Annotated in this window: 23 protein-coding genes; 4 read left to right on the top strand and 19 right to left on the bottom strand. The window is 45.9% G+C overall.

Annotated features, from left to right (window positions below; all coding sequences use genetic code 11):
- Nucleotides 1-30 precede the first annotated feature (30 nt).
- The gene (locus NST04_RS28560) at nt 31-603 is read left to right on the top strand and encodes a CGNR zinc finger domain-containing protein (RefSeq protein WP_341187279.1); all 573 of its coding nucleotides are present in this window, start codon (nt 31-33) and stop codon (nt 601-603) included.
- 90 nt (nt 604-693) lie between these two features.
- Here the strand turns inward: NST04_RS28560 and NST04_RS28555 are convergent, their stop codons facing one another.
- Nucleotides 694-1,827: a GGDEF domain-containing protein gene (locus NST04_RS28555; RefSeq protein WP_341187278.1), complete on the bottom strand. Its 1,134-nt coding sequence runs from the start codon at nt 1,825-1,827 to the stop codon at nt 694-696.
- Nucleotides 1,828-2,001: 174 nt separating this feature from the next.
- Nucleotides 2,002-2,190 carry a hypothetical protein gene (locus tag NST04_RS28550; protein WP_341187277.1) on the bottom strand — a complete coding sequence of 63 codons (189 nt, stop codon included), beginning with the start codon at nt 2,188-2,190 and terminating at the stop codon, nt 2,002-2,004.
- 114 nt (nt 2,191-2,304) lie between these two features.
- Between NST04_RS28550 and NST04_RS28545 the strand changes: the two genes are divergently transcribed.
- Nucleotides 2,305-2,538, top strand: a complete 234-nt coding sequence (locus NST04_RS28545; RefSeq protein ID WP_341187276.1) for a helix-turn-helix domain-containing protein — start codon at nt 2,305-2,307, stop codon at nt 2,536-2,538.
- Nucleotides 2,539-2,608: 70 nt separating this feature from the next.
- Here the strand turns inward: NST04_RS28545 and NST04_RS28540 are convergent, their stop codons facing one another.
- On the bottom strand, nt 2,609-2,968 hold the full coding sequence (locus NST04_RS28540) for an SH3 domain-containing protein (protein WP_341187275.1): 360 nt from the start codon (nt 2,966-2,968) through the stop codon (nt 2,609-2,611).
- A gap of 496 nt (nt 2,969-3,464) precedes the next feature.
- Between NST04_RS28540 and NST04_RS28535 the strand changes: the two genes are divergently transcribed.
- Nucleotides 3,465-4,175, top strand: a complete 711-nt coding sequence (locus NST04_RS28535; RefSeq protein ID WP_341187274.1) for a hypothetical protein — start codon at nt 3,465-3,467, stop codon at nt 4,173-4,175.
- A 383-nt stretch (nt 4,176-4,558) separates the two neighbouring features.
- On the opposite strand, the gene NST04_RS28530 is transcribed toward NST04_RS28535, so the two are convergent.
- The 13 genes from NST04_RS28530 to NST04_RS28470 all read right to left on the bottom strand — a co-directional run bounded on the left by NST04_RS28530 (nt 4,559) and on the right by NST04_RS28470 (nt 15,163).
- A complete protein-coding gene (locus NST04_RS28530; protein ID WP_341187273.1) occupies nt 4,559-5,011 on the bottom strand; it encodes a GNAT family N-acetyltransferase in 453 nt (150 codons plus the stop codon).
- 173 nt (nt 5,012-5,184) lie between these two features.
- Nucleotides 5,185-5,664 (bottom strand): YbaK/EbsC family protein, encoded by a 480-nt coding sequence (locus NST04_RS28525; protein WP_341187272.1) that lies wholly within the window; start codon nt 5,662-5,664, stop codon nt 5,185-5,187.
- Nucleotides 5,665-5,694: 30 nt separating this feature from the next.
- On the bottom strand, nt 5,695-6,252 hold the full coding sequence (locus NST04_RS28520) for a helix-turn-helix domain-containing protein (RefSeq protein WP_341187271.1): 558 nt from the start codon (nt 6,250-6,252) through the stop codon (nt 5,695-5,697).
- A gap of 597 nt (nt 6,253-6,849) precedes the next feature.
- Entirely contained in the window at nt 6,850-7,443 is a 594-nt protein-coding gene (locus tag NST04_RS28515) for a zinc dependent phospholipase C family protein (protein WP_341187270.1), read from the bottom strand.
- Between the two features lie 232 nt (nt 7,444-7,675).
- Nucleotides 7,676-8,209, bottom strand: a complete 534-nt coding sequence (locus NST04_RS28510) for a GNAT family N-acetyltransferase (protein ID WP_341187269.1) — start codon at nt 8,207-8,209, stop codon at nt 7,676-7,678.
- A 315-nt stretch (nt 8,210-8,524) separates the two neighbouring features.
- Nucleotides 8,525-9,010: a ferritin-like domain-containing protein gene (locus NST04_RS28505; protein WP_341187268.1), complete on the bottom strand. Its 486-nt coding sequence runs from the start codon at nt 9,008-9,010 to the stop codon at nt 8,525-8,527.
- 122 nt (nt 9,011-9,132) lie between these two features.
- Complete coding sequence (locus tag NST04_RS28500; RefSeq protein WP_341187267.1) at nt 9,133-10,125, bottom strand: HD domain-containing protein; 993 nt, start codon at nt 10,123-10,125, stop codon at nt 9,133-9,135.
- Between the two features lie 26 nt (nt 10,126-10,151).
- On the bottom strand, nt 10,152-10,610 hold the full coding sequence (locus NST04_RS28495; protein ID WP_341187266.1) for a RidA family protein: 459 nt from the start codon (nt 10,608-10,610) through the stop codon (nt 10,152-10,154).
- 102 nt (nt 10,611-10,712) lie between these two features.
- Nucleotides 10,713-11,375 (bottom strand): Type 1 glutamine amidotransferase-like domain-containing protein, encoded by a 663-nt coding sequence (locus NST04_RS28490; RefSeq protein ID WP_341187265.1) that lies wholly within the window; start codon nt 11,373-11,375, stop codon nt 10,713-10,715.
- Nucleotides 11,372-12,289 carry a DUF2785 domain-containing protein gene (locus NST04_RS28485; protein ID WP_341187264.1) on the bottom strand — a complete coding sequence of 306 codons (918 nt, stop codon included), beginning with the start codon at nt 12,287-12,289 and terminating at the stop codon, nt 11,372-11,374. Before NST04_RS28485 ends, NST04_RS28490 begins: the two co-directional genes overlap by 4 nt.
- A 93-nt stretch (nt 12,290-12,382) precedes the next feature.
- The gene (locus tag NST04_RS28480; RefSeq protein ID WP_341187263.1) at nt 12,383-13,303 is read right to left on the bottom strand and encodes a helix-turn-helix transcriptional regulator; all 921 of its coding nucleotides are present in this window, start codon (nt 13,301-13,303) and stop codon (nt 12,383-12,385) included.
- A gap of 125 nt (nt 13,304-13,428) precedes the next feature.
- Nucleotides 13,429-14,202 (bottom strand): creatininase family protein, encoded by a 774-nt coding sequence (locus NST04_RS28475; RefSeq protein ID WP_341187262.1) that lies wholly within the window; start codon nt 14,200-14,202, stop codon nt 13,429-13,431.
- Nucleotides 14,203-14,260: 58 nt separating this feature from the next.
- Nucleotides 14,261-15,163: a LysR family transcriptional regulator gene (locus tag NST04_RS28470; RefSeq protein ID WP_341187261.1), complete on the bottom strand. Its 903-nt coding sequence runs from the start codon at nt 15,161-15,163 to the stop codon at nt 14,261-14,263.
- 139 nt (nt 15,164-15,302) lie between these two features.
- Between NST04_RS28470 and pyk the strand changes: the two genes are divergently transcribed.
- The gene (gene pyk, locus NST04_RS28465; RefSeq protein ID WP_341187260.1) at nt 15,303-16,733 is read left to right on the top strand and encodes a pyruvate kinase; all 1,431 of its coding nucleotides are present in this window, start codon (nt 15,303-15,305) and stop codon (nt 16,731-16,733) included.
- Nucleotides 16,734-16,786: 53 nt separating this feature from the next.
- Here the strand turns inward: pyk and NST04_RS28460 are convergent, their stop codons facing one another.
- The 3 genes from NST04_RS28460 to NST04_RS28450 form a co-directional block, all read right to left on the bottom strand.
- Complete coding sequence (locus NST04_RS28460; protein WP_341187259.1) at nt 16,787-17,191, bottom strand: VOC family protein; 405 nt, start codon at nt 17,189-17,191, stop codon at nt 16,787-16,789.
- Between the two features lie 139 nt (nt 17,192-17,330).
- Entirely contained in the window at nt 17,331-18,134 is an 804-nt protein-coding gene (locus tag NST04_RS28455) for a hypothetical protein (RefSeq protein WP_341187258.1), read from the bottom strand.
- Between the two features lie 702 nt (nt 18,135-18,836).
- Nucleotides 18,837-19,454 carry a hypothetical protein gene (locus tag NST04_RS28450; RefSeq protein WP_341187257.1) on the bottom strand — a complete coding sequence of 206 codons (618 nt, stop codon included), beginning with the start codon at nt 19,452-19,454 and terminating at the stop codon, nt 18,837-18,839.
- Between the last annotated feature and the right edge of the window lie 148 nt (nt 19,455-19,602).

Here is a 19,602-nt window from a genome sequence, read left to right as displayed (position 1 = left end):
GGAAAGATCATGTGAAGGGAGAGATGAAGCTTGCTGTGGGTAGATTTCATGAACAGCTATTGGCGGAATTGGCGGACCAGTGACCGTAGCACAGACCAGGACCGGCTGGAAGACCCCAAATGGCTGGCGGAATGGCTGGCGGAGCACAAGCTGCCGGCGGCAGCCCTTCACCGGCCGGAAGATCTGGAGCAGCTGAAAGGCCTGCGCGGCTTGTTATGGGACGAGCTGCAGCGTTTGGTCGCGGGAGAGTCTCCGTCTACAGCGCTGCTTGCGCAGTTAAATACGTACATGAGCGACGGGCCCGTTGTACGTCAGGTGGTCTGGACGGCAGCAGGTGAAGCCGAGATCTCCCTCCAGCCGCAGCGTGCGGACTGGGGGCAGATTATGGCGGAGGTTGCCGCCTCTTTTGCGGCTGCGCTGCTGGAGAAGGAGCCCTCTCGCTTCCGTATCTGCGGGAATCCCGACTGTCTCTGGGTCTATTACGACGATACCCGCAACCGCTCGAAGCGGTACTGCGACGACAAGCTGTGCGGGAATCTGATGAAAGTCCGGCGGTTCCGGGCACGCAAGAAAGCAGCGGCTGACGAAGGTCCGGCGGAGTAAGCTGGGTGTCGGGTGAAGCGGCTAGGCTGTGAACAGGCAGGCGTAGAGGCTGCGGAAGATCGGAACGTTAACAGACTTAGCGGGCCCAGCCTACACAGCGCTGCGCTGCGTCAGCGGGGTCAGGGTCTTGTTTTTGCCGGAATGCTTGGCGGTATAGAGCAGATGATCCACTTCCTCGAACAGCTTCTCTTTGGAGATGCCTTCGGCATAGCTTTGCAGTCCGATGCTGACAGTAACCGCCCGCTGCTCCATCTCCTCATGGGACGTATGCGACAGCTCCTGGCGGACTTGTTCAATCAGTGCGTAAGCTTCCTCGAAGCTTTTCTCGAACAGCAGGATCGCGAACTCCTCCCCGCCGTAGCGGGCCGCAATATCTGCGGGCGAGATGTGGTCCTTAATGATCTGGGCGACCCGCGCCAGCACCATATCTCCGGTACGGTGTCCATACTTATCGTTAATTTGCTTGAAATTATCGATATCCACCAGCGCAAGATGGAACGGGGCACCCTGGCTGCCGTATTCTAGCGCTTTTTCATAGAATTCATGAAAAGATATATGGTTATACAGTCCTGTCAGTGCATCAGTGGTAGACAGCTTGCGGATCACCGCATTCTCAATCATCAGGTCCTGCTTCGCCGTCAGAGTAGCCTCCAGATCGCTTGCCAGCTCACGCCCGTTAATAATGACAATCCCCGCCACCAGCGTGCCGACCAGCAGAAAGAGGGGAATCGCAATCAGGTCGAAATCCGTCAGATAATATTTGAACCAATAATCCCAGCGGTAGAGAATGAAGAAGGCCGCCGCCTGCAGGCCAGAGGTGAACAAGGTGAGATCCAGCCGAAAAAAAATCGCCGACGCAATAATCGGCAGCAGCATCAGCGCCCCGATAATCCGGATGTCCATATTCAGATGAATAATCATCATCGCGATAATCGTCCCCGCCACAAACAGCAGCACGAAGGAATACTTCGGTGCCGCAATATCCACAAGCTGCGTAATCCCCACCACCGCACTCATCAGCAAGGTCGGATAGAGCAGCACATCGTAGTAGAACTCATGCGCTCCCATGGGATATGGCAAACATACAAAAGACCCCAGCTGGGCCAGGAAATGCAGAGCAATCACCAGCCAATACGTATACAGAAACCGCTTGACCCACTTCGCCTGCCGGTGCGCCGAAGTCTCCGAAGGGCCCATGTAATCTCTCAATCTCAACGCTCTCACCTGTTGCCCCCCCGATTAAATTCACACATAGGATGTACACATTGCTCCTATTCTAACATGCCAGGGTCCGGGGCGGATACTCACTTGTGGGATATGTACGGGGGGTGGGTTAGTGGGGATTGAGCAATACTATGAACAAGGCTTCTTAAGTGGTCAATGCTATAATGATTAACGTTAACAATCGTATTTAATCGCATCCGTAACATGACAACCAATTGTCTTCCATTTACGTCCCAGCGTATCAGTCAAATGATAGTAGTAGATCGTATCGGGTAATCCATTTAGCTCTGGCCACACTAAGTTTTTCCGGGATATGTCCAGAATAGCTTGAATATTGAGTTTGCGAGGGCGACGTTTGGACATAGAGCAACCTCCATTTGATTACCTCCAGAAACTGCACGTTTAAAGTTCAATTTCTATATCAACAACATACAACATGCACTATGAAAGTGCATTCATTATTATTAGGAGGTCCCCATGGAATTTGATAAGTATACACTGCACTGTAAACTCGACCAAATTTTAAAGGCACACAATATCTCAGTACTAAAATTGTCCAATGAAATCGGACACCGAAGAACAACCCTTATGGAATTAGTGCATAACACCAACATGGATAAAAAGAAAATATCAGCAGAATTAATCATGAAGCTATGCCTCCATTTTGAAGTCAGCCCTAACGATTTATTTGAGGTACGCCGGAAGGAATAGGATAGGATTTAAAAAAGCACTGAGTCCTGCGGCTGCGCAGATATTCAGTGCTTTTATTTATAAGATGGAGCTAACCAGATTCGTGTAAGTCAGATAAACAAAAAGCTGGGACCCAACCGTATTCGTTATTATCCGTTTTACAGTAAGTCCAATCGTTTAAGTGCTTCAGCCCCCATAATAAGTCCCCTTGAGCAACGGTTAGTTCATGCGCGGAATAATCTTCAGTAACTGTTGCGATGCCTTGGCTATCTGGAGAAGTTAAAATCTGCTTCGGCACCCACCCTTCTTTGTTAGTAGGGACTGATTTACAAAAAATCCAATTCGGAAATTGGGTATCCTCCCTGCCATACCAAACTTCTTGACCTTTTTGCAGGATGATTGGATCAGGATAATTAGATGTATGAGCTTTGATTACGGTGTATCGTTGCAAGGTAGGATACCTCCATTCGCATTTAGTGTGTAAGGCCGGTATTTACTTCAGGCCACACTCCCTACGGAGTGCGACTCCTTGGTCATTTTTCCAATGGCAGTTACCAAAATTTCAATCCACGCACTCATGTAGAGTGCGACAGCGGAAAAGAGCATAACCGATGCCTTTCCCCTATCGTTTCACTTCTTTTCCCTTAATATTATATCAAAAGAGCATGAATCACACATTGACATTCAACTTGCACCCTCAATCTTTCAGGGATTCGACAAATTCTGAGGTGCGAAGCTCCCGGGAATTTCATGGGAGCTTGGCATTCGCACCGGCTCTCTTTTTCCATTTTAATTCATCGCAAGTAATTCTGCATAACTATAAATCTCTCAATATTGTAGTTTTTTTGTTGTGTCCAAGGTATTACATGTTCATCAATCCATTCGATATACTAGTGAAGGTACACGCACTAAGCTAAAACACATGAAGAAGAAGGGAAACTGACTCGATGAAAAAACTAATAGTAAGGTCCGTAGGTATTGTTGCCCTTTTAAGCTACATATTGGGGTGTAATGATCCTTCTCAAATACAAACTGCAGAAGCAAAAGCAGCGCCACCCCATACCCCAAAACCAGCGGCCAAAGCAGATAACATCAATGCACTACTTCCGACAGGTTGGCACATTTTGGAGCCTTTCCTGGGAGAGAAGGCCATTGCCAAAGGTGATCTAAATAAAGACGGTATCTCCGATCTTGCAATGGTCATAGAGAAGAATTCAGTCAAGGGAGAGGTGTCTCCGCGATCCCTTCTAATCGCTTTTGGCAGCAAAAACAATACGTACACGCTATCCATCATCGCTGAAAATGTCATTTTGCAGGCGGATGAGGGCGGCATCTGGGGAGATCCTTTTGATAGCATTACTATTAATAGAGGATCTGTCCTGGTTAGCGATTATGGGGGCAGCAACTGGAGATGGTATAACAAATATAGATTCCGGTATCAAGATAAGGATTGGTTTTTGATCGGTTCCACTAGCGGTAGCTACTTTACAGGAGCCACTACCATAGAGCAATCGGACGAGGACGACGTTAACTATCTGACCGGACAATTTATTGAGAGAAGAACGGACGAACAAGGACATACCACAACGAAAAAAGGAACTCAGAGGAAAAAGCCTTTGATCCGCCTAAAGGAGTTCAACCCAGAAAATGTGCAATAATCTAGCGTAGCTAGACATTCAGAATTGCTCCGCTCCAACATACAGCTGTAAAAAAGCAAAGCGGACAACACTGCCTACTCAGGCGTGGTCCGCTTTATTGTATCTACCATGCATTTTGCCGCATCCAGAAGGTCCTTAGCAATGTAATCTGGCGCTGCCTGCTCATACCACAGGTGACGGTATTTATCCAAAGACTGCAAGCATATCGGTTGAACCCACATCGCCAATCACCGCACAGCGGGTATCTCCCACAAATACAGCTTGAAGGTCAAGCGGACTCACCTTTTTTTCCTGAATACTCCAAATAATATAATAAAAATAAGAACAACGATTATGAACCCGCTCAACGCAATCCCCCCTTTTTTGGGATTATATCATGAGCATTATGGTTTGAATATCAGACTCCAATTAATCATTCCGTTCTCTACTCCGGTTCGTGTAAAATTCAATTTCTCCAGAACTCTGATAGACGGAATATTATCGATAAGGCACTCGGCCACAATTTTTTGGACTTTTTTAGATGATAAGGCCCATTCTATAATAGCTCCTACCGACTCAGTGGCTATACCCATATTATGCATCTCAGGAATAAGGCCAAATCCCACTTCTACAGTTCCTTGATGATCGGGCTTTCCCTTGAAGCCAATGTCACCGATAATTTGATGATTATCCGTTAAGGTCACAAACCATGCACCCCAGCCTAACAATTCAGGGTCCCCTTTAAGCTTATCCAAATAGTTAATGATATGATTTCTAACAGAATAGGTTTCTGATACTTTTATGTAATTTTCTTGGGTAAAAGGGGTAATGCTGAGCCGCTCTGTCTGAATGTGCATATTAATTCCTCCTCTTGACTGGCTGCGTATGGAATAATTATACAAATAGACTTTTTTAAAAACCAGGTGAAAGTTGAATAAAACCAAACTACCACTGCCCTAACTTGGGGGGCGTACTCGCCACACAGAACTAACATCCCCATTAGCGAGCTAACAGAAAGGTAAACATCAATTTATTTTACACAGATGACTCGTCCGTTTGTCATTTGAATTAATTCTTCGGGTGTTAATTGAAACACTGCTCTTGGATGTCCGGCAGCAGCCCATATCTCTCTGTATTGTAACAAGTCTTCATCAATAAAAGTGAGTATTGACTCTTTATGTCCTAAAGGCGGTACGCCTCCAATCACAAATCCTGTGTGTTCACGTACAAAATCAGCGTCAGCTTTTCCCAATTTGTCATTCAGATGGCTGGTAATTTGTTTTTCGTTAATCCGGTTGACTCCGCTTGCTATAACCAATAAGGGTTTATCTTCATTTTTGAGCCGAAAGATAATGGACTTCGCTATATGTGCAACCTCGCAGCCTATCGCATCGGCAGCTTCCTGTGCAGTTCGTGTACTGTCAGGCAGTTCTACAACTTGATTTGCATACCCCAGCTCCAATAGTTTGTTTTGAACCTGCTGGGCACTATCTTTAAGTTGACTTGTCAACGTGTATTCCTCCTTAATCATTACATGCAATTAAGAATCCATATAATGCATAATCACTTGTATCGTCACATCTTCGTCCGCTTTATTGATATAACGGTGTTCAACATTGCCTGTGAATTTTATAGCCTGGCCTTCTTGTAATTCGTATATTTCGTCCTTAATCTGTAGACTGAACACTCCGGAGGTAACCGTGATATACTCTTGAACCCCATCATTGTGCGGGAATGAAACATAGTTACAAGTAGGGCTGAGAATAATCGTAAACGTTTCAATACGTGTCTGCGGATCAAACGGAAACAGTAAGTACACTCTACATTTTCCATTGTCTTCTGTTAAATCTGGAATTTCTTTTCGCGTAGCAATGGATACTACTGCGTCATCCTCTTTAAGCAGAGATGAGAACGAAATATTGAGTCCCGTAGCAATTTTCCATACGGTGGTCACTGTGGGCTGCGTTTCTCCCCGCTCAATTTGATGAAGCATACCTTTGCTAACCTTCGTTAAATCAGCGAGCTTATCTAAGCTTAACTGCCTATTCTTTCTAATACGCTGCAGGTTGTTTCCTATCCTGATGTGTATAGCATTCAATAAATAGCACCTCCTTCTTGTTCATTATAATATACAAATGTAATACTATACAATACGTTCCGTGAATTAACTCAAACCCCGTCCACTCTCATTCTCATCAATGAACAAAGGTGCAATCCATGGCGATAAATCTTTTCGACTTGTCGTTCTTCAATAGCAGGAATGGGAAATTTCATTTATGTACTCTGCACGAGATGAGGCCAGTGAACAGTAGACGCATACTGTGAAGAATGAATCAATTGTGAGGTAGCCTTGGTAGGTGATCTGTATTTAAGCGAAAGCTCTGTTAAACTACGTTATTGATTAATAAAAATCAAGAAAAGCCACCCTTTTTAAGATGGCAGAATTGAAATGAATTATTATTCTCTGATAGCTGAATGATCAATCTAACTTATAATATCAAGGGGAGTATTAGGTCTGGTGTTACAATAATAACAATCACCTTTTCCGCAATTCGGAGTAATCCATACATTACAATACGCACAAAAGGTTGCATCATATCTATCATAATAGAAAAGGACATTGTTGCATGCTTTACAGAAGTTATTTGGTTCGGGGGCTCCACCGAGATGAAAGTAATCATTAATAATAATTTGCCTATCTTTCCTGACAATCTTTATTTTCAAATTGCACCTCCGACAATCTACTAACTGTTTCCTTAACTGAACGATCGATATAAGAGAGAATATCTTCAAAAGTATATAGTCCCAGCGGTGAATGTTCCGCAATAGGATCAGCTATAAAATCAGCTTCAAATTGATCGATAACACCAGATAAAGCATGCATATCAATTAAGTCCATTTCATTGTGTTCAATCGCCAGCTTGCATTTCGTTAATTTAAAGTGGTGAATTAGCTTTGCATTTAATATCCAAAAATCCAAATAACCGATTTCCCCTGCTTTCCGACGATCCTCCGTGCTAAGCGGTTTAAAGTATTTTACCATTATACAGTCGTACCAAAAATAATCTGCGACCAAATGACTGAAATATCCAAGATAGAATGGATCTTGCATCCGATCGCCATATTTCTCTAAAAACAAGCCTAAGTTGATGCGTTTCTTTCCATTTTCCTTAGGTGTTCTAAAATGTGATTTGTCTTTTGATTGATCGTTAGAACCAACAGCATCTGGAGCAAGTCCACCGAGATGTAAAACCTCTGAGTTGATTTTCAACTTCTCTGCAAGTTGCACAGTAATACAGTAGTGCATTATCCTAGAGCCCAATATAGACACCTCATTTTCCTGAAAGTAACCTATCCAGAGTAAGGATAAACTTTTGACGTATACTGTTCGGTAAGAGCGGGATAAAACGGTGAGAAAATTCAGCTTGTCGCGGCAGCTCTGAACTAAAAAACAGAGTCATAAACTGCCGCTGTGTAGAATGAAACAACGTTTCTCGTTAGTTGAATAGACTACTATCCCACTAAAGCAGAAACTCTAATTGATAATCGTTTGGATCGTTTTCGTATAGTTTCTTATTTATCTCTACCGTCTCTTTACAGCCAATTGCAAAATAAAATGCAACCGTCTCCTCGGCAGAACCGGCACAAATATATATTTTATCTGCTTTCCACGCTTTAGCTCTTTCTGCGATTATTAAGAATAGCTTTTTACCAATTCCTTTATTCCTATGCTCTAATGAAATAAATAACTGGTCTAATAGAACGTATTTATAATTTTCACCAAAGAACTCACGATTTAATGCTGCGAACCCTATTAATTTGTTATTTTCATCAAAAGCACCAACCGCTTCACCGTTACTTGAAATAGTTGCTTTTAGACTATTGAAGTGGTGTTCATAACCATTAGCCCAATCAGAATCTTGATAATTGATTTTGACTAACTGGCGTTTTCCATCAACTTCTCTCCATGCATTATTTATGTATTGTGATGGATTAATATCATTTAATAGCACACAATCTTCAATCGCTAATTTTCTATACTGCACGCTCAACATAAATTACCTCCCTTTAAATCTTGATATAAATAATATTACTTCAATTTTTTCCTCAAGATTGTGAGAGTACTCTTATAGTCAAAATTTATCCGGATTTTTAATTCTAATGGAGGCTACTTCTCCGCACTTTTTACAAAATGTATATATAACCGGGGAGCCAAAAGAAAATGTTTTACCAATCGGCATTACTCTAGCATCCACAGCGTTCACTTCTCAATTGTAAGTTTCACTATTAAAATAACGAAGAGGCCCCCCCGCTCCTTGTGAGAGAAGAGGCCTATGCGTGGGAGGGATCAGGACAGATTCAGGACTGATTCAGGACTGATTTGCAGCTAGGTTTTGTATCAGGAGATTGTTATATTTAGCCGCATGTTTTTGCTCATCCAGAATAATGCCATACAGAGTATCCTTGTAAATGCCGTACGGAAGACCGAACCATATCTTTCGATATTTCTCAACAGCAGATAATTCGCCTTGGAAGGCTTGTTGCAATCCGGCAATATAAGAATTAACATTATCCGGAGCTTCGTTGCTAACTCCTGTTACTTCATGTCCTGTTAATTCCCTATACATTTGCCGAAACATTTGATTATGTCCTCTTTCATCATTCCGGATAGAGGTAATCACATCAACTTGTTCTTGGTTCGGAGCCAGTTTGATGAGTTGATCATAAAAAAGTTCATCATTTCGTTCGCCTTGTACGGCATTCCTCATTAATTCAAGTGCTTCTTGTGTTGTAGTGGCCCAAACGGGGACGAATTGTGCTCTAAACCAATACGGATAAGGATACATCCTATGCATGGCTAAACCTCCAGAAATACAAATAATCACATCATCAATTATATGCACAGAAGCCCAGAGTGTGATTATTTGAGAAAGGTTTGATGCACAGTTCGAAAACGGGTGTAACCGATTCTAATACATTAACGTTCCCACCAAACGTAGTATGTGCCTAGCAGCTCTTTAAGTTGGTTGATCGTAGCGAGGCAGTCTTGCGAAATATCAGTGATTACAACACCTTGGATGAGCGGCATTGCGAGATAGAGCTTACTCAACACTGCCGTTTCCACTGGAAAAATAGGCTTTTCCCGCGATACACGAATTCGCCATGATTCCATGAGCAACTTCTCATACTCTTCCCGTGTGTCTGGATCACTATAAAGCAACTGCTCGATATGCGTATCCATCATGATCGGCAACTTCGCTGCTTCGAATGCATCCTTATGTATTAAGCGGCTAGCCAGCCTCCTCATGATCGCGTTTACGCCGATGTTAGCAGGTGAAGTTTGTAAACGAGCTTCTTCCCATATGAGCCCGGTGACACGCTCACCAGCTTCCAGTGTGAACTGGAGATTTTCATTTGTATAGCTCATCACTTCTAAAAGTTCACCAGTAGATATGGTCTGATAACCGCCGACAAATGCACTTCTGAGCAAGGAGTCCAGGTGATCTGCATGAAGAACCCCGTCCTTGTTCCTCAACACGCTGCGTTTTGATCCATCTATATAGTCCATAACCTCTGTTGTACGAATATTTGCACGGGATAGTATATCAACGATTTCCTTAGAGAACACGGCCTCCCGCGTCCATTCATGATGATCCACGCCTGGGAGGGATTCTAGTGTATGACTGAAAGGCGCATGCCCGATATCATGCAGTAATGCTGCTGCCCGCAATGTATGATTATCCGGCTCAAAATGCGCTGTAAGCGCAAATACACCTAACGTATGCTGTAAGCGGCTGTAGGTATGATGGGTATTGATGAAAGAAGCTCCGCCATGCCGAATGTAGTGAAGCCGCCGCACCTTTTTGCTTCGGAGCAGCGCTTTTTCTCCATCGGTGAGCTGAATCCGTAACTGCCACAGCGGTTCATAAATTTCGTCTAACGCACCATCAAGTCTTAACCGAAAGTCCATTCCAATGGTTCCTCCTGGGTTCTCCTTTATTCTTCAACCTCAAATATTGAATCAATGATGATTGGAAGATTGTCTCTAACCGAAACAGCTCCAAAGACTGATCGTGCATGGACACCCTTTTCGCCGAAAACATCCAGCATAAGATCAGAACAGCCATTTAACACTTTATGATGTTCTTCAAAATTAGCGTCGGCATTAACAAAACCCTGAATTTTAACCACTCGTTTCACTTTATCCAGAGTATCTAAAGCTGCTTTTAGTACAGCCAAAATTTCAATCCCAGCCTGCCGTGCAAACTGATAACCTTCTGCCGTTGTATACTCTTGACCTAACTTCCCTTTAGGCGTACCAGCAGGGCCCTTACCTGAAACATACAATAACCCGTTTACTTTTACGAAGTTTGCATACTTAGCTGCTGGTTCACTTGCATGGGGAAGAACGATTCCTAATGTTGCTATTCTACTGTCTACTGATTGTTCAGTCATTTTTTAGTCCCCTCACTCCTCATATTTGGAAAATTATACTACCCAATGAGGTAAGGAGCAACAATTAGTCTAGAAATGCTTCAATCGGATACTATTCGGTACTCATACGCTTATTTTCTGAATCTTCGAGCGGGATATATAATATACCGGACCCATTATTTCGTGTTTGCCGTCTTTTACACGAATCGCACTCTCCTGCTCTGCCGCATATACATCCATCTCCTCCGATAAGGGGAACAGGTAGCCTTGGACGAACGAGGCATAGTCGCGTTGCGAGTGTGATTCATAGGCAAACGGATCGAAGCCCAACCCCTCCTGAATTGTATCTATTTCAACGGTATGAGCGGCGTTATGCGAGGTTACCCATTTGGCAGACATGTTCAAGGAACCGGCGCTGGCCCCCAAGATCACGGCATTGCTATTTCTAATCACCTTCGTCAATTCATATTCCGCCAAAAAATCGTGCTGCTGAACAGGATCTCCCCCGCATAAAAAAATAACCGACGCGTTCTGGATCCATTGCCGGGCCTCTTCCTTCTGCATGCGGTAATCGATGTAATGATACTCTTCAAACCTAAGATTAGCCTGATGGAGCCATGTCCATTCTGTTATATCCTCAAAGTTAATCTGCTCACCATCAAAATCAGAGGGTTGAGCGCTAATCATAACAAGCGATTGTCTGTCTTGTAGATCCTCCTGCAGCCACTCAACCAGCTTCTCTGGCAAAACATCATTAAACCAACTGAAATAATAGTGAGTACTCATGCTTCGTTACCTCCATATGTTGGATTTGCCTCGTTAAAAGAGTTTAATTTAGCTTCAGCCGTCAGCATGGCACTGGTGAGAGTAAGATAATTCCCGTCATTCCGGGCAATCGTTCTGAAATACAGGCTGCGCACGATATTTTTCCCGTTCACTCTGGCGACTCTCTGTGCGCGTGTATCCGGCCATTCCATGCACTGCGACAAGCTATGAATCCAGTCGGCGATTTCCTGCTGCGGAAGCAGCGTTTCGCTAATCATCGTATCCACAACACTAGCCATGCGTTCGTCTTCCTCTTCGTCAAAAATCCGGACACCGTTATGCAGCATCCCGGTAATCGCCTGCAACACCTCGTGCTGCACCGCAATGTCACTTTCCTTATAGCGGATCAGTTCCTCCAGGGCGTCTGCCCCGTGAGCTGCGGCATGAGCCCAGCCTTCGGCTGGCAGATAACCACGCAGGTCCTTCTCCTCCTGGTAGTAGCGTAGCAAAGACTGCTTTAGATGTTGGAAGTCTTTTAGCGTCAAGAACGGATGAATCCTGTCCCGCTGCATAATAAGAGCGATAGGCAGAACCGCAAATGCCCTTGTGAGTACGCTATGGTCGCCCTCGTTTCCAATCCGGTAGAACAAATGCTGGTCGTCCATCAGGACAGTTAATAGCTGCCGCATCTCCTCATCTGTGAACTTATTATCGCGCTTCAGCCATATGTAAAAGGTAGAGTAAATATGCTCACGAAGCTCAGGCTCCGGGTCACCCATATGCCTCAGCATCAGATCGGTGAAGTCTTGAAAGCTTTCTCCCTCTCGCAGGATATACTGTTCTGCCTCCAATCTGCGCAGCTTGTGTATCAGTTCTGTCCGTGTGTCCTTCGTACCCCATTCATTGATATTTTCGTCCAAAATGCAGGCTTTCATCTAATCGGTTCACTCCTAACCTCGTTATAGCGGCGTTATGTATTTCTCCAGCCGATATCCCTACTATAAAACACAATGACTGACACCAGGGCGTCAGTCATTGTAGGATAGAAGCATATTGTGCATATATTGCTGCAGCTCCGCCCGTAATTCACGAGGCTCCAGCAGTTCGCACTCCTTGCCGAAGCTTAGAATGAATTTCAGCAGACCCTCCTCATACGGGAAAGTATCCGTAACAAGATAGGAGCCATCTTCCCCCCGGCTAATCTTCTCTTTCTCAAAATACTCGGTAAGCTGCGCACCAATTCGCGAAGTGAATCTCAACACAACCTGTATGCCCGCCTGCGAATAATTGTGTTCAATGACCTCGGCAATCTGCGCATCCGGCACATCTCTTTTGGCAAAAGACATCCCCAGCTCTAACTGCCTGATCCGCACAAGCTTGAATCTCCGGTAGTCGTTTCTGACCCGGCAGAAGCCGATCACATACCAATGGCCGTGACGAAAGTCAATCCAGCCCGGCTCTACCGTCCGCTCCAGGTATTCCATATCCCTGTTGATGTAGTCGAACACCAGTAGCCTATTCTCCGTGATGGCCTCACTTATGATCCCGAGGTACTCCTTAATCTCCTGCTCCATGCTGAAATGGGACAAATCCAGAGTCAGTTTATCCTGATTGGATTCCCGCTTATAGGTATGTTCGACTTTTAGCAGGATGTCATTAAAAGCTTCGTTCCGGCCAAACAAGCCGTGTAAATTCTTCATTACAGCTACAAACGTATGAGCTTCGTCCCCATTAAGAAAGAGGTTGCTCACATTATAGCTGTCCATAATATAGTATCCTCCGCCCTTGCCGCTGGTCGATGCCACCGGTATGCCGGCTTCGCTTATTTTCTCAATATCCCGGTAGATCGTCCGCAAGGATACCTCGAAATGCTCGGCAAGCTCCTTGCCTGTTACCGTACCTTGACCGGAGATGATCAGCAGCATGGAGAGTAATCGGTTGACTCGCATGATGGGTGTGTGACGCTAAGGAACGTCTCCTCCTTTGGGTGGTTTACTATCCATTATTTAAGGCTACTTGAAGTGATAGCGATAATGCCGTTCTGTTTCAATGTAGACGATGTTTACGGTATTCATTAGTTGTACTTCTCCCCGATTTTCCTAAGATAGGCTTCTTCGAGATATTCTTTTAATCCATCACATTGATCTTTAATCAGCGTCATCCATAAGATCTTTCCTTTTGCAGCAAGCTCTTCTTCACTGTATTGTCCTTTGATAAAAACTCCCCAGTTACCATCCTCTGTAAGTTTGTCCCAGCCAATATAATCGGAATATCTATTGTTTTCTTCCGGTATTTCAGAGCCCATAGCTTCTAACTTTACTAGCTCAGGACATAACCACATCGCCGTACAAACACCAGTTAAGCCACCATGTATTTCATTACGTCCATCTAATCCAGCTGCCTTCACTGCATTATCCCACGAACCGTTATAACCGGGGTAAATAACAATGATATCTTGATATTTATAATTCATATGTTTAATAAATGCGTTATACCAATATGCTCCACCATGCCCTGAACATAGGAGATATTTCTTGAAACCTTGTCTTCTCAAGCCCAATATTATATCTTCAAGCATAGCAGTCAAAATATTAGGACTAACAGTCACTGTTCCTTTGAACGCTGCATGTTCTTCCGAGGTATTGAAGGGTAAAACGGGCAAAACGTATGCATTTAGTGCTTTACCATATTCATTGGCGTAAAGCTCAGCAATCAAACTGTCTATATGCATTGGCAAATAAGGCCCAAATTGCTCTGTAGCCCCAACGGATATGACTACAGTGTCAATGCCGCTTAAAGATAATTCTGTTGTGGTATTTGTATAATCTAGCATGGTTAGCTCCTTCATTGTTGATCTATGTTATTTGATAGCTTGAACAAATTCTAAGCTGATCCCCATCGAAAAGTTAATTCCTTGCCCACCCTTTCGACCGCTCCCGGACCAGTGAGAGAAATGCTGCTGCCGCCGGAGACAATAGCTCATGCTTCCGGGTACAGACGGCAATCGGATTTAACAGCGAAGTGCCGTTAACCATCACACGTTCCACTTCACCGCGCTCCAGATTGTCCCTTACCGCCAGGGAGGAGATGAAGATGGCTCCGTAGCCCGCGATGACGGCCCGAACCATCTCGTTCACCCCATTAAATTGCAGACCTACCTTGGGAGGACTCACGTTCAAAGCCCGGCATAACGAGAAGAGACGCTCCCGGGTTGAACTGCCTTCTTCACGCAAAATAAAGGGAACCTTCATCATTTCCGCTAAAGTAATCTCCTTTCCGCCGTATGGGTGGTTTTTCGGGACGATGAACCAGAGCTCATCCTCCAGAAGCTGCTCCCATTCAATGCCCGGTTGCTCCTCCCAGCCGCCTCCGTATACAGCTACTTCGGCATCATACTGTAGCAGCCCCTCCACCGCCTCCCGAGAATTCGCAGTATTCAAAACCACCTCTACAGAAGGATGCTCTTGCTTGTAGAGTGCCAGCCATTCCGGCAGCAGCAGATTAGCGGGCAGATAAGTAGCGACAATCCGCAGGATTCCACTGAACCCGGCCTTGTATTCACGGACTGCCTCATCCAGCTCACGCTCCAATGCAAACAATCGTTTGGCATGGCTGGCCAGCATCTGACCCGCATCGGTCACTAAGATACCACGCCCCTTGGGGGCTAATAGCTGTATGCCTAATTCCTTCTCCAGATTGCGTACCTGGGCCGTAACCGCAGGCTGACTGATCCGGAGTTCCTCCGCAGCGCGGGTGACACCGCCTTTTTCAGAGATGGTGTGAAATATTTTAAGGGCATGAAGATTCATAAGATAACCTGCCTCCTACATCAAAATTGATGAAGAACGAAATTATATATATTTTTCTGATGAATCATTATGCTTTATTGTAAGGATAAGGGAAAATTTTCACAAGGATAAATAATTCATCGATGAAGGAGAGAATTTCATGAGTAAAACTAAAATCGTCTGTACCATCGGTCCCTCCAGCGAAAGCCCCGAAATGCTACGTAAGCTGATCCAAGCCGGTATGAATGTCGCCCGCCTGAACCTAGCTCACGGTGAGCTGGAGGAGCACGCAGAACGCATTCGCCACATCCGGGAAGCAGCCAAGGAACTAAACCAATATGTGGCCGTCCTGCTTGATATCAAAGGTCCGGAGATTCGTATCGGCAAAATAGCCTCGGACTACGTGGAATTGGTACCAGGAGAAGCAGTGGTTCTGACCACAGAGGAAGTACTCGGAACGAAGGATCGCATCCATGTTACCTATACGCAGTTGCCCCAAGATGTGAAGCCCGGCAGCAGTATCCTGATTGATGACGGTCTAATCCGTTTGGAAGTCGTAAAGTCCGAAGGCACCGAGATCACCTGCCTCATCAAGAACGGCGGCAAGCTGAAGCCGCGCAAGGGTGTTAACGTTCCCGGCATCAAAACCAGTCTTCCAGGCGTAACTGAGAAGGACATCCTGCACATCAAGTTCGGCGTTGAGCAGAATATCGACATCATCGCTCAATCCTTCGTCCGCAAAGCTGCAGATATTCTCGAGATTAAACATATTCTAAGTAAACACCAGGCCGACCATATCCAGATCATCGCCAAAATTGAAAATGACGAGGGTCTGGAGAACCTGGACGCCATCCTCAGCGTAGCCGACGGACTAATGGTCGCCCGCGGCGATCTGGGCGTGGACTTGCCGGTGGAGGAGGTCCCGCTGGTTCAAAAAGACATGATTAAGAAGTGTAATCTGGCCGGTAAACCGGTTATCACCGCCACTCACATGCTGGAGTCCATGCAGATGAACCCGCGTCCGACCCGTGCAGAAGCAAGTGACGTTGCCAACGCTATCTTTGATGGCACCGATTCCGTCATGCTGTCTGGTGAGTCTGCCGCAGGTAAGTACCCGCTGGAGTCCGTCGAGACCATGGCCCGCATCGCCGCACGCGCTGAGTCCGTCCTGGGGAGCTATGGCTGTTGTAACTGCTTGGGTAATGAGGCTGCCGTCAACGTAACAGGTGCCATCGGCGAATCTGTTGTCCGCACTGCCCTCGCGCTATCCGCCAAGGCTATTCTCGCCCTGACCGAAAGCGGCTTTACCGCCCGAATGATCGCCAAGCACAAGCCCGCTGCACCAGTCATCGCCGTATCCACTAAGGAGAGCGTGTTGCATGCCCTTTCCTTGACCTGGGGTGTAATTCCGCTGCTCCGCGACGAGTCTGCTTCCAGCACCGATGCAGCCGTAGAAGCCGCTGTTGAACTGGCGAGGTCTGCCGGATACGTATACAATGGCGACTTGGTGCTTATCACTGCCGGTGTCCCTGTAGGCTGTACCGGAACCACTAACCTGCTGCGGGTTCATCGAGTTGGGGAAGGGGATTGAATAGCGAAAAAATTAAACCGGGGGCCGCTATATTGGAACTAACTTTTCAGAGATCAAAAATTCAACTCGCAATCCTTATGCTCCCATACATCAAATAGGTTCCCATCCAGATCCTCAAAAACAAAAAACTTGCCGTAAATACCTTCATCGCTAATGGGTCTAGCCGTAACCCCCTCAGATGTCAGCCTCATGTGTAATGAGACAATATCATCTGTGAAAAATGTTATAATCCACCGTGTCCGCCCATTCACCTCAAAAACTGCTCTTGTGTCATTATCAGACTCAATTAGATCTATGATTGGACGGTTATCCCGAAATAAGCTTAAATAGTTCCCTCTATCGTTTCTAACGTTGAATCCAAAGTGATGGACAAACCACTCTGCAGATTTTTTTATATCTTTAACCGGAATTACATTATATGCGATTCCTAAGATTTTCCCGTTTACCATGCTAATCATTCCCTCATTTTTTTCACATCATCTTCAGTGTAATCGGTCTTATTGGCAATCATCAAGGCTGCTCCTGAATATCTCCACCAAAATGGTTGATTTAAATCCCATAAAAAGTGCCTCCCCTGTTTACGCGAACTTTTTATAATTAGAAACGCGGATTGCCCCCGATCAAATCTTTGGTCATTGGATCAAAAAACATTGTAATCGGTCCCAGTGGGCCGTTCATTTCCGTATCAAATTGAACGGATACAACAACATCTGACTTTCTATCCTCAATCCAATAGCCAACGTTTTTTGCAGACTCTAGGATCACTTTGGCTTTCTCTTTTGGCGTGGTTAAAGTGCTTCTTTCCTTTTCTGAGATTTGGGCCCAAGCCAAATTCCGAAATTCATCTTCATTTTTAAGTTTGTCATAATGGAAGACATAATAGTACCAGCCGCCGCCCAGATTCTTATAGTTATGCACATAGCTGAATTTCGAAGGATCGCCTTTGGCCATCTCTGGCAGGCTGAGGTAGGTTATGCCTTGTTGATACAAGTTGTCTTCGGCATCACACAAAAAGTCAATACTTTTACTAGGGTCATCATTTAAGGAGGATATCCTTTTTACAATACCTTCTTTAAACAATGTTTGAGCGATTTGTTGAATTTCAGGGTCTTGGATGTTCTCGATGGAATAATCTTGTTGAAGTATGACAGGCCGGGTCTGGAACACTTTTTCATTCTCTAACAGATAACTGCCTAGAAGATCAAAATCCTCACGACGGTTTTGAAAATATTCAATAACCCCAGTCTCTGGACGCTTCAACACTTCGCTAACGTTCAAGGGAATAATGAAATCACTTGCTGTAAAATGCTCCGTTTCCTTGCTTTTCAAGCCAGCACATCCGCATACCGTCAATGCAAAACAAGTTAGAACTGAAATGAATTTCATCGGCCAAAGATTCATATTGCGGACCCCCATTAAGACAAGCGTTGTGAATTCATGTCAAATCCATCTTATCACAGAATGCACCGAGCATCGGAATTCGTTTCCATTTCCCTCTCTGCATGATACGGCCCAGTAACAGTTGATTCAGACTACGATGTAGATCAGTTGAATCTGACAAGATATACAGGAAAGATGTATCAGGAATAGGAGTGGGTTGAAATTTTTTCCCGGATCAGATTTATTCATCGTAGACAGTACAAATAAGCCGGACCGCATACTTCAGTATGCAGGCCGGCTATCTCTGTTACTTTTATTTGACTAGGACCTCAGCGTGTCGTTCTCTCCCATTCTCCCAAGCGGACTCAGAGGCCCTTATTTCGCGAAAAATCCAACTTTCCCAGCATTCGCGGACTACAGGGCGCTTATTGATGGATATTCCACCTGAAAACGCCTCGCAGAGAGACAATAAGCGCACCACAGTCCGCCAAACAGCAAAAAACAAGGTTTGTTTAAAAATAACGGCCCTCAGGTCCGCGAAGGAGCATGGAGGGGCAGAATTGGGTGACTAGACGGGTTCGCGGGCTTCCAAGTGCGAAAGCTGGTAGTCTTGCTAGACAAACCACAGGCGCAATAGCGAGCATTCTGACTCTCCTCCAAGCACACCGCCAAGCAGCCGTGCCCGTCCCTTTAATCACACTCGAAGGTCCTCAATCACCCCCATCAAGCATTCATCAACACCTGAATGCGCTCCACATCCTGGCTGAATTTCTTGGCAAGGCGGGCTTTACCGAGGTTGGACTTTACGATCTTCTGCATCCGCTTGTCATCGGTTACCGCGAACTTGGCGAGCATCTTGAAGCCCGCTTCGGGCGCACGCTCGACGAAGACGCTAAGCGCGTACTCCAGACCTTTGGACAGGACGCGGAACTCTTCCGCACCGTAGCGGGTCTGTCTGGCGGCAATCTGGTCAAGAATCTCCTCGGACAGCTCCAGCGCATACAGGACATTGGCCTGCTCCTTCAGCATCGGCGGGTGGGCCAGGGCGGCGACGAAGGCCCGCTGCTCCAGCGCGTTAGCCGTGCTTTTCATTCCGTCGAACAGTGCGCGGAGCGCGCTGAAGTCCTGCTCCCCGATGCGCTGCAGCGCCATCGCTGCCGCCTCGCGCATCCGCCAGCGGGCGTCATTCATCGCCGCCCGGCAACGCTCCAGAATGATCTCCCGGCGGGCAGGCTCGGCATAGCGGTAATAGCTCCCCATTGCCTGGAGCGCGCAGAACGGCAGGAACTCGCGGGCATCGTCGGTCGGCGCTTCCGTCTCCGGCTTGACGCTCCATGCCACCACCAGCTCCCACGCTTCGTCCGTCACCCTGTCGGACGCGAAGGCGTCCGCGAAGGCGGAAGCCGCCCCCAGATTGGCCCGCGGCCCCGGCAGGTTCGACTCGCCCATCAGGCGCTGCTCCAGCTCCGCATACTTCCCGGCCTCCTGA

The sequence above is a fragment of the Paenibacillus sp. FSL H7-0756 genome, from assembly GCF_038006765.1.
Lineage (GTDB): Bacteria > Bacillota > Bacilli > Paenibacillales > Paenibacillaceae > Paenibacillus_AQ.
Note: the sequence above shows the minus strand (reverse complement) of the source record. Positions and strands in the feature narration are given on the sequence as shown.

Bases quoted from the DNA above. Each gene is read 5' to 3' on its own strand.
- NST04_RS28550 (WP_341187277.1), bottom strand. From the start codon at position 2,190: ATGTCCAAACGTCGCCCTCGCAAACTCAATATTCAAGCTATTCTGGAC.
- NST04_RS28545 (WP_341187276.1), top strand. From the start codon at position 2,305: ATGGAATTTGATAAGTATACACTGCACTGTAAACTCGACCAAATTTTA.
- NST04_RS28535 (WP_341187274.1), top strand. From the start codon at position 3,465: ATGAAAAAACTAATAGTAAGGTCCGTAGGTATTGTTGCCCTTTTAAGC.
- NST04_RS28530 (WP_341187273.1), bottom strand. From the start codon at position 5,011: ATGCACATTCAGACAGAGCGGCTCAGCATTACCCCTTTTACCCAAGAA.
- NST04_RS28510 (WP_341187269.1), bottom strand. From the start codon at position 8,209: ATGTTGAGCGTGCAGTATAGAAAATTAGCGATTGAAGATTGTGTGCTA.
- NST04_RS28505 (WP_341187268.1), bottom strand. From the start codon at position 9,010: ATGCATAGGATGTATCCTTATCCGTATTGGTTTAGAGCACAATTCGTC.
- NST04_RS28500 (WP_341187267.1), bottom strand. From the start codon at position 10,125: ATGGACTTTCGGTTAAGACTTGATGGTGCGTTAGACGAAATTTATGAA.
- NST04_RS28495 (WP_341187266.1), bottom strand. From the start codon at position 10,610: ATGACTGAACAATCAGTAGACAGTAGAATAGCAACATTAGGAATCGTT.
- NST04_RS28490 (WP_341187265.1), bottom strand. From the start codon at position 11,375: ATGAGTACTCACTATTATTTCAGTTGGTTTAATGATGTTTTGCCAGAG.
- NST04_RS28485 (WP_341187264.1), bottom strand. From the start codon at position 12,289: ATGAAAGCCTGCATTTTGGACGAAAATATCAATGAATGGGGTACGAAG.
- NST04_RS28480 (WP_341187263.1), bottom strand. From the start codon at position 13,303: ATGCGAGTCAACCGATTACTCTCCATGCTGCTGATCATCTCCGGTCAA.
- NST04_RS28475 (WP_341187262.1), bottom strand. From the start codon at position 14,202: ATGAAGGAGCTAACCATGCTAGATTATACAAATACCACAACAGAATTA.
- NST04_RS28470 (WP_341187261.1), bottom strand. From the start codon at position 15,163: ATGAATCTTCATGCCCTTAAAATATTTCACACCATCTCTGAAAAAGGC.
- pyk (WP_341187260.1), top strand. From the start codon at position 15,303: ATGAGTAAAACTAAAATCGTCTGTACCATCGGTCCCTCCAGCGAAAGC.
- NST04_RS28460 (WP_341187259.1), bottom strand. From the start codon at position 17,191: ATGATTAGCATGGTAAACGGGAAAATCTTAGGAATCGCATATAATGTA.
- NST04_RS28455 (WP_341187258.1), bottom strand. From the start codon at position 18,134: ATGAATCTTTGGCCGATGAAATTCATTTCAGTTCTAACTTGTTTTGCA.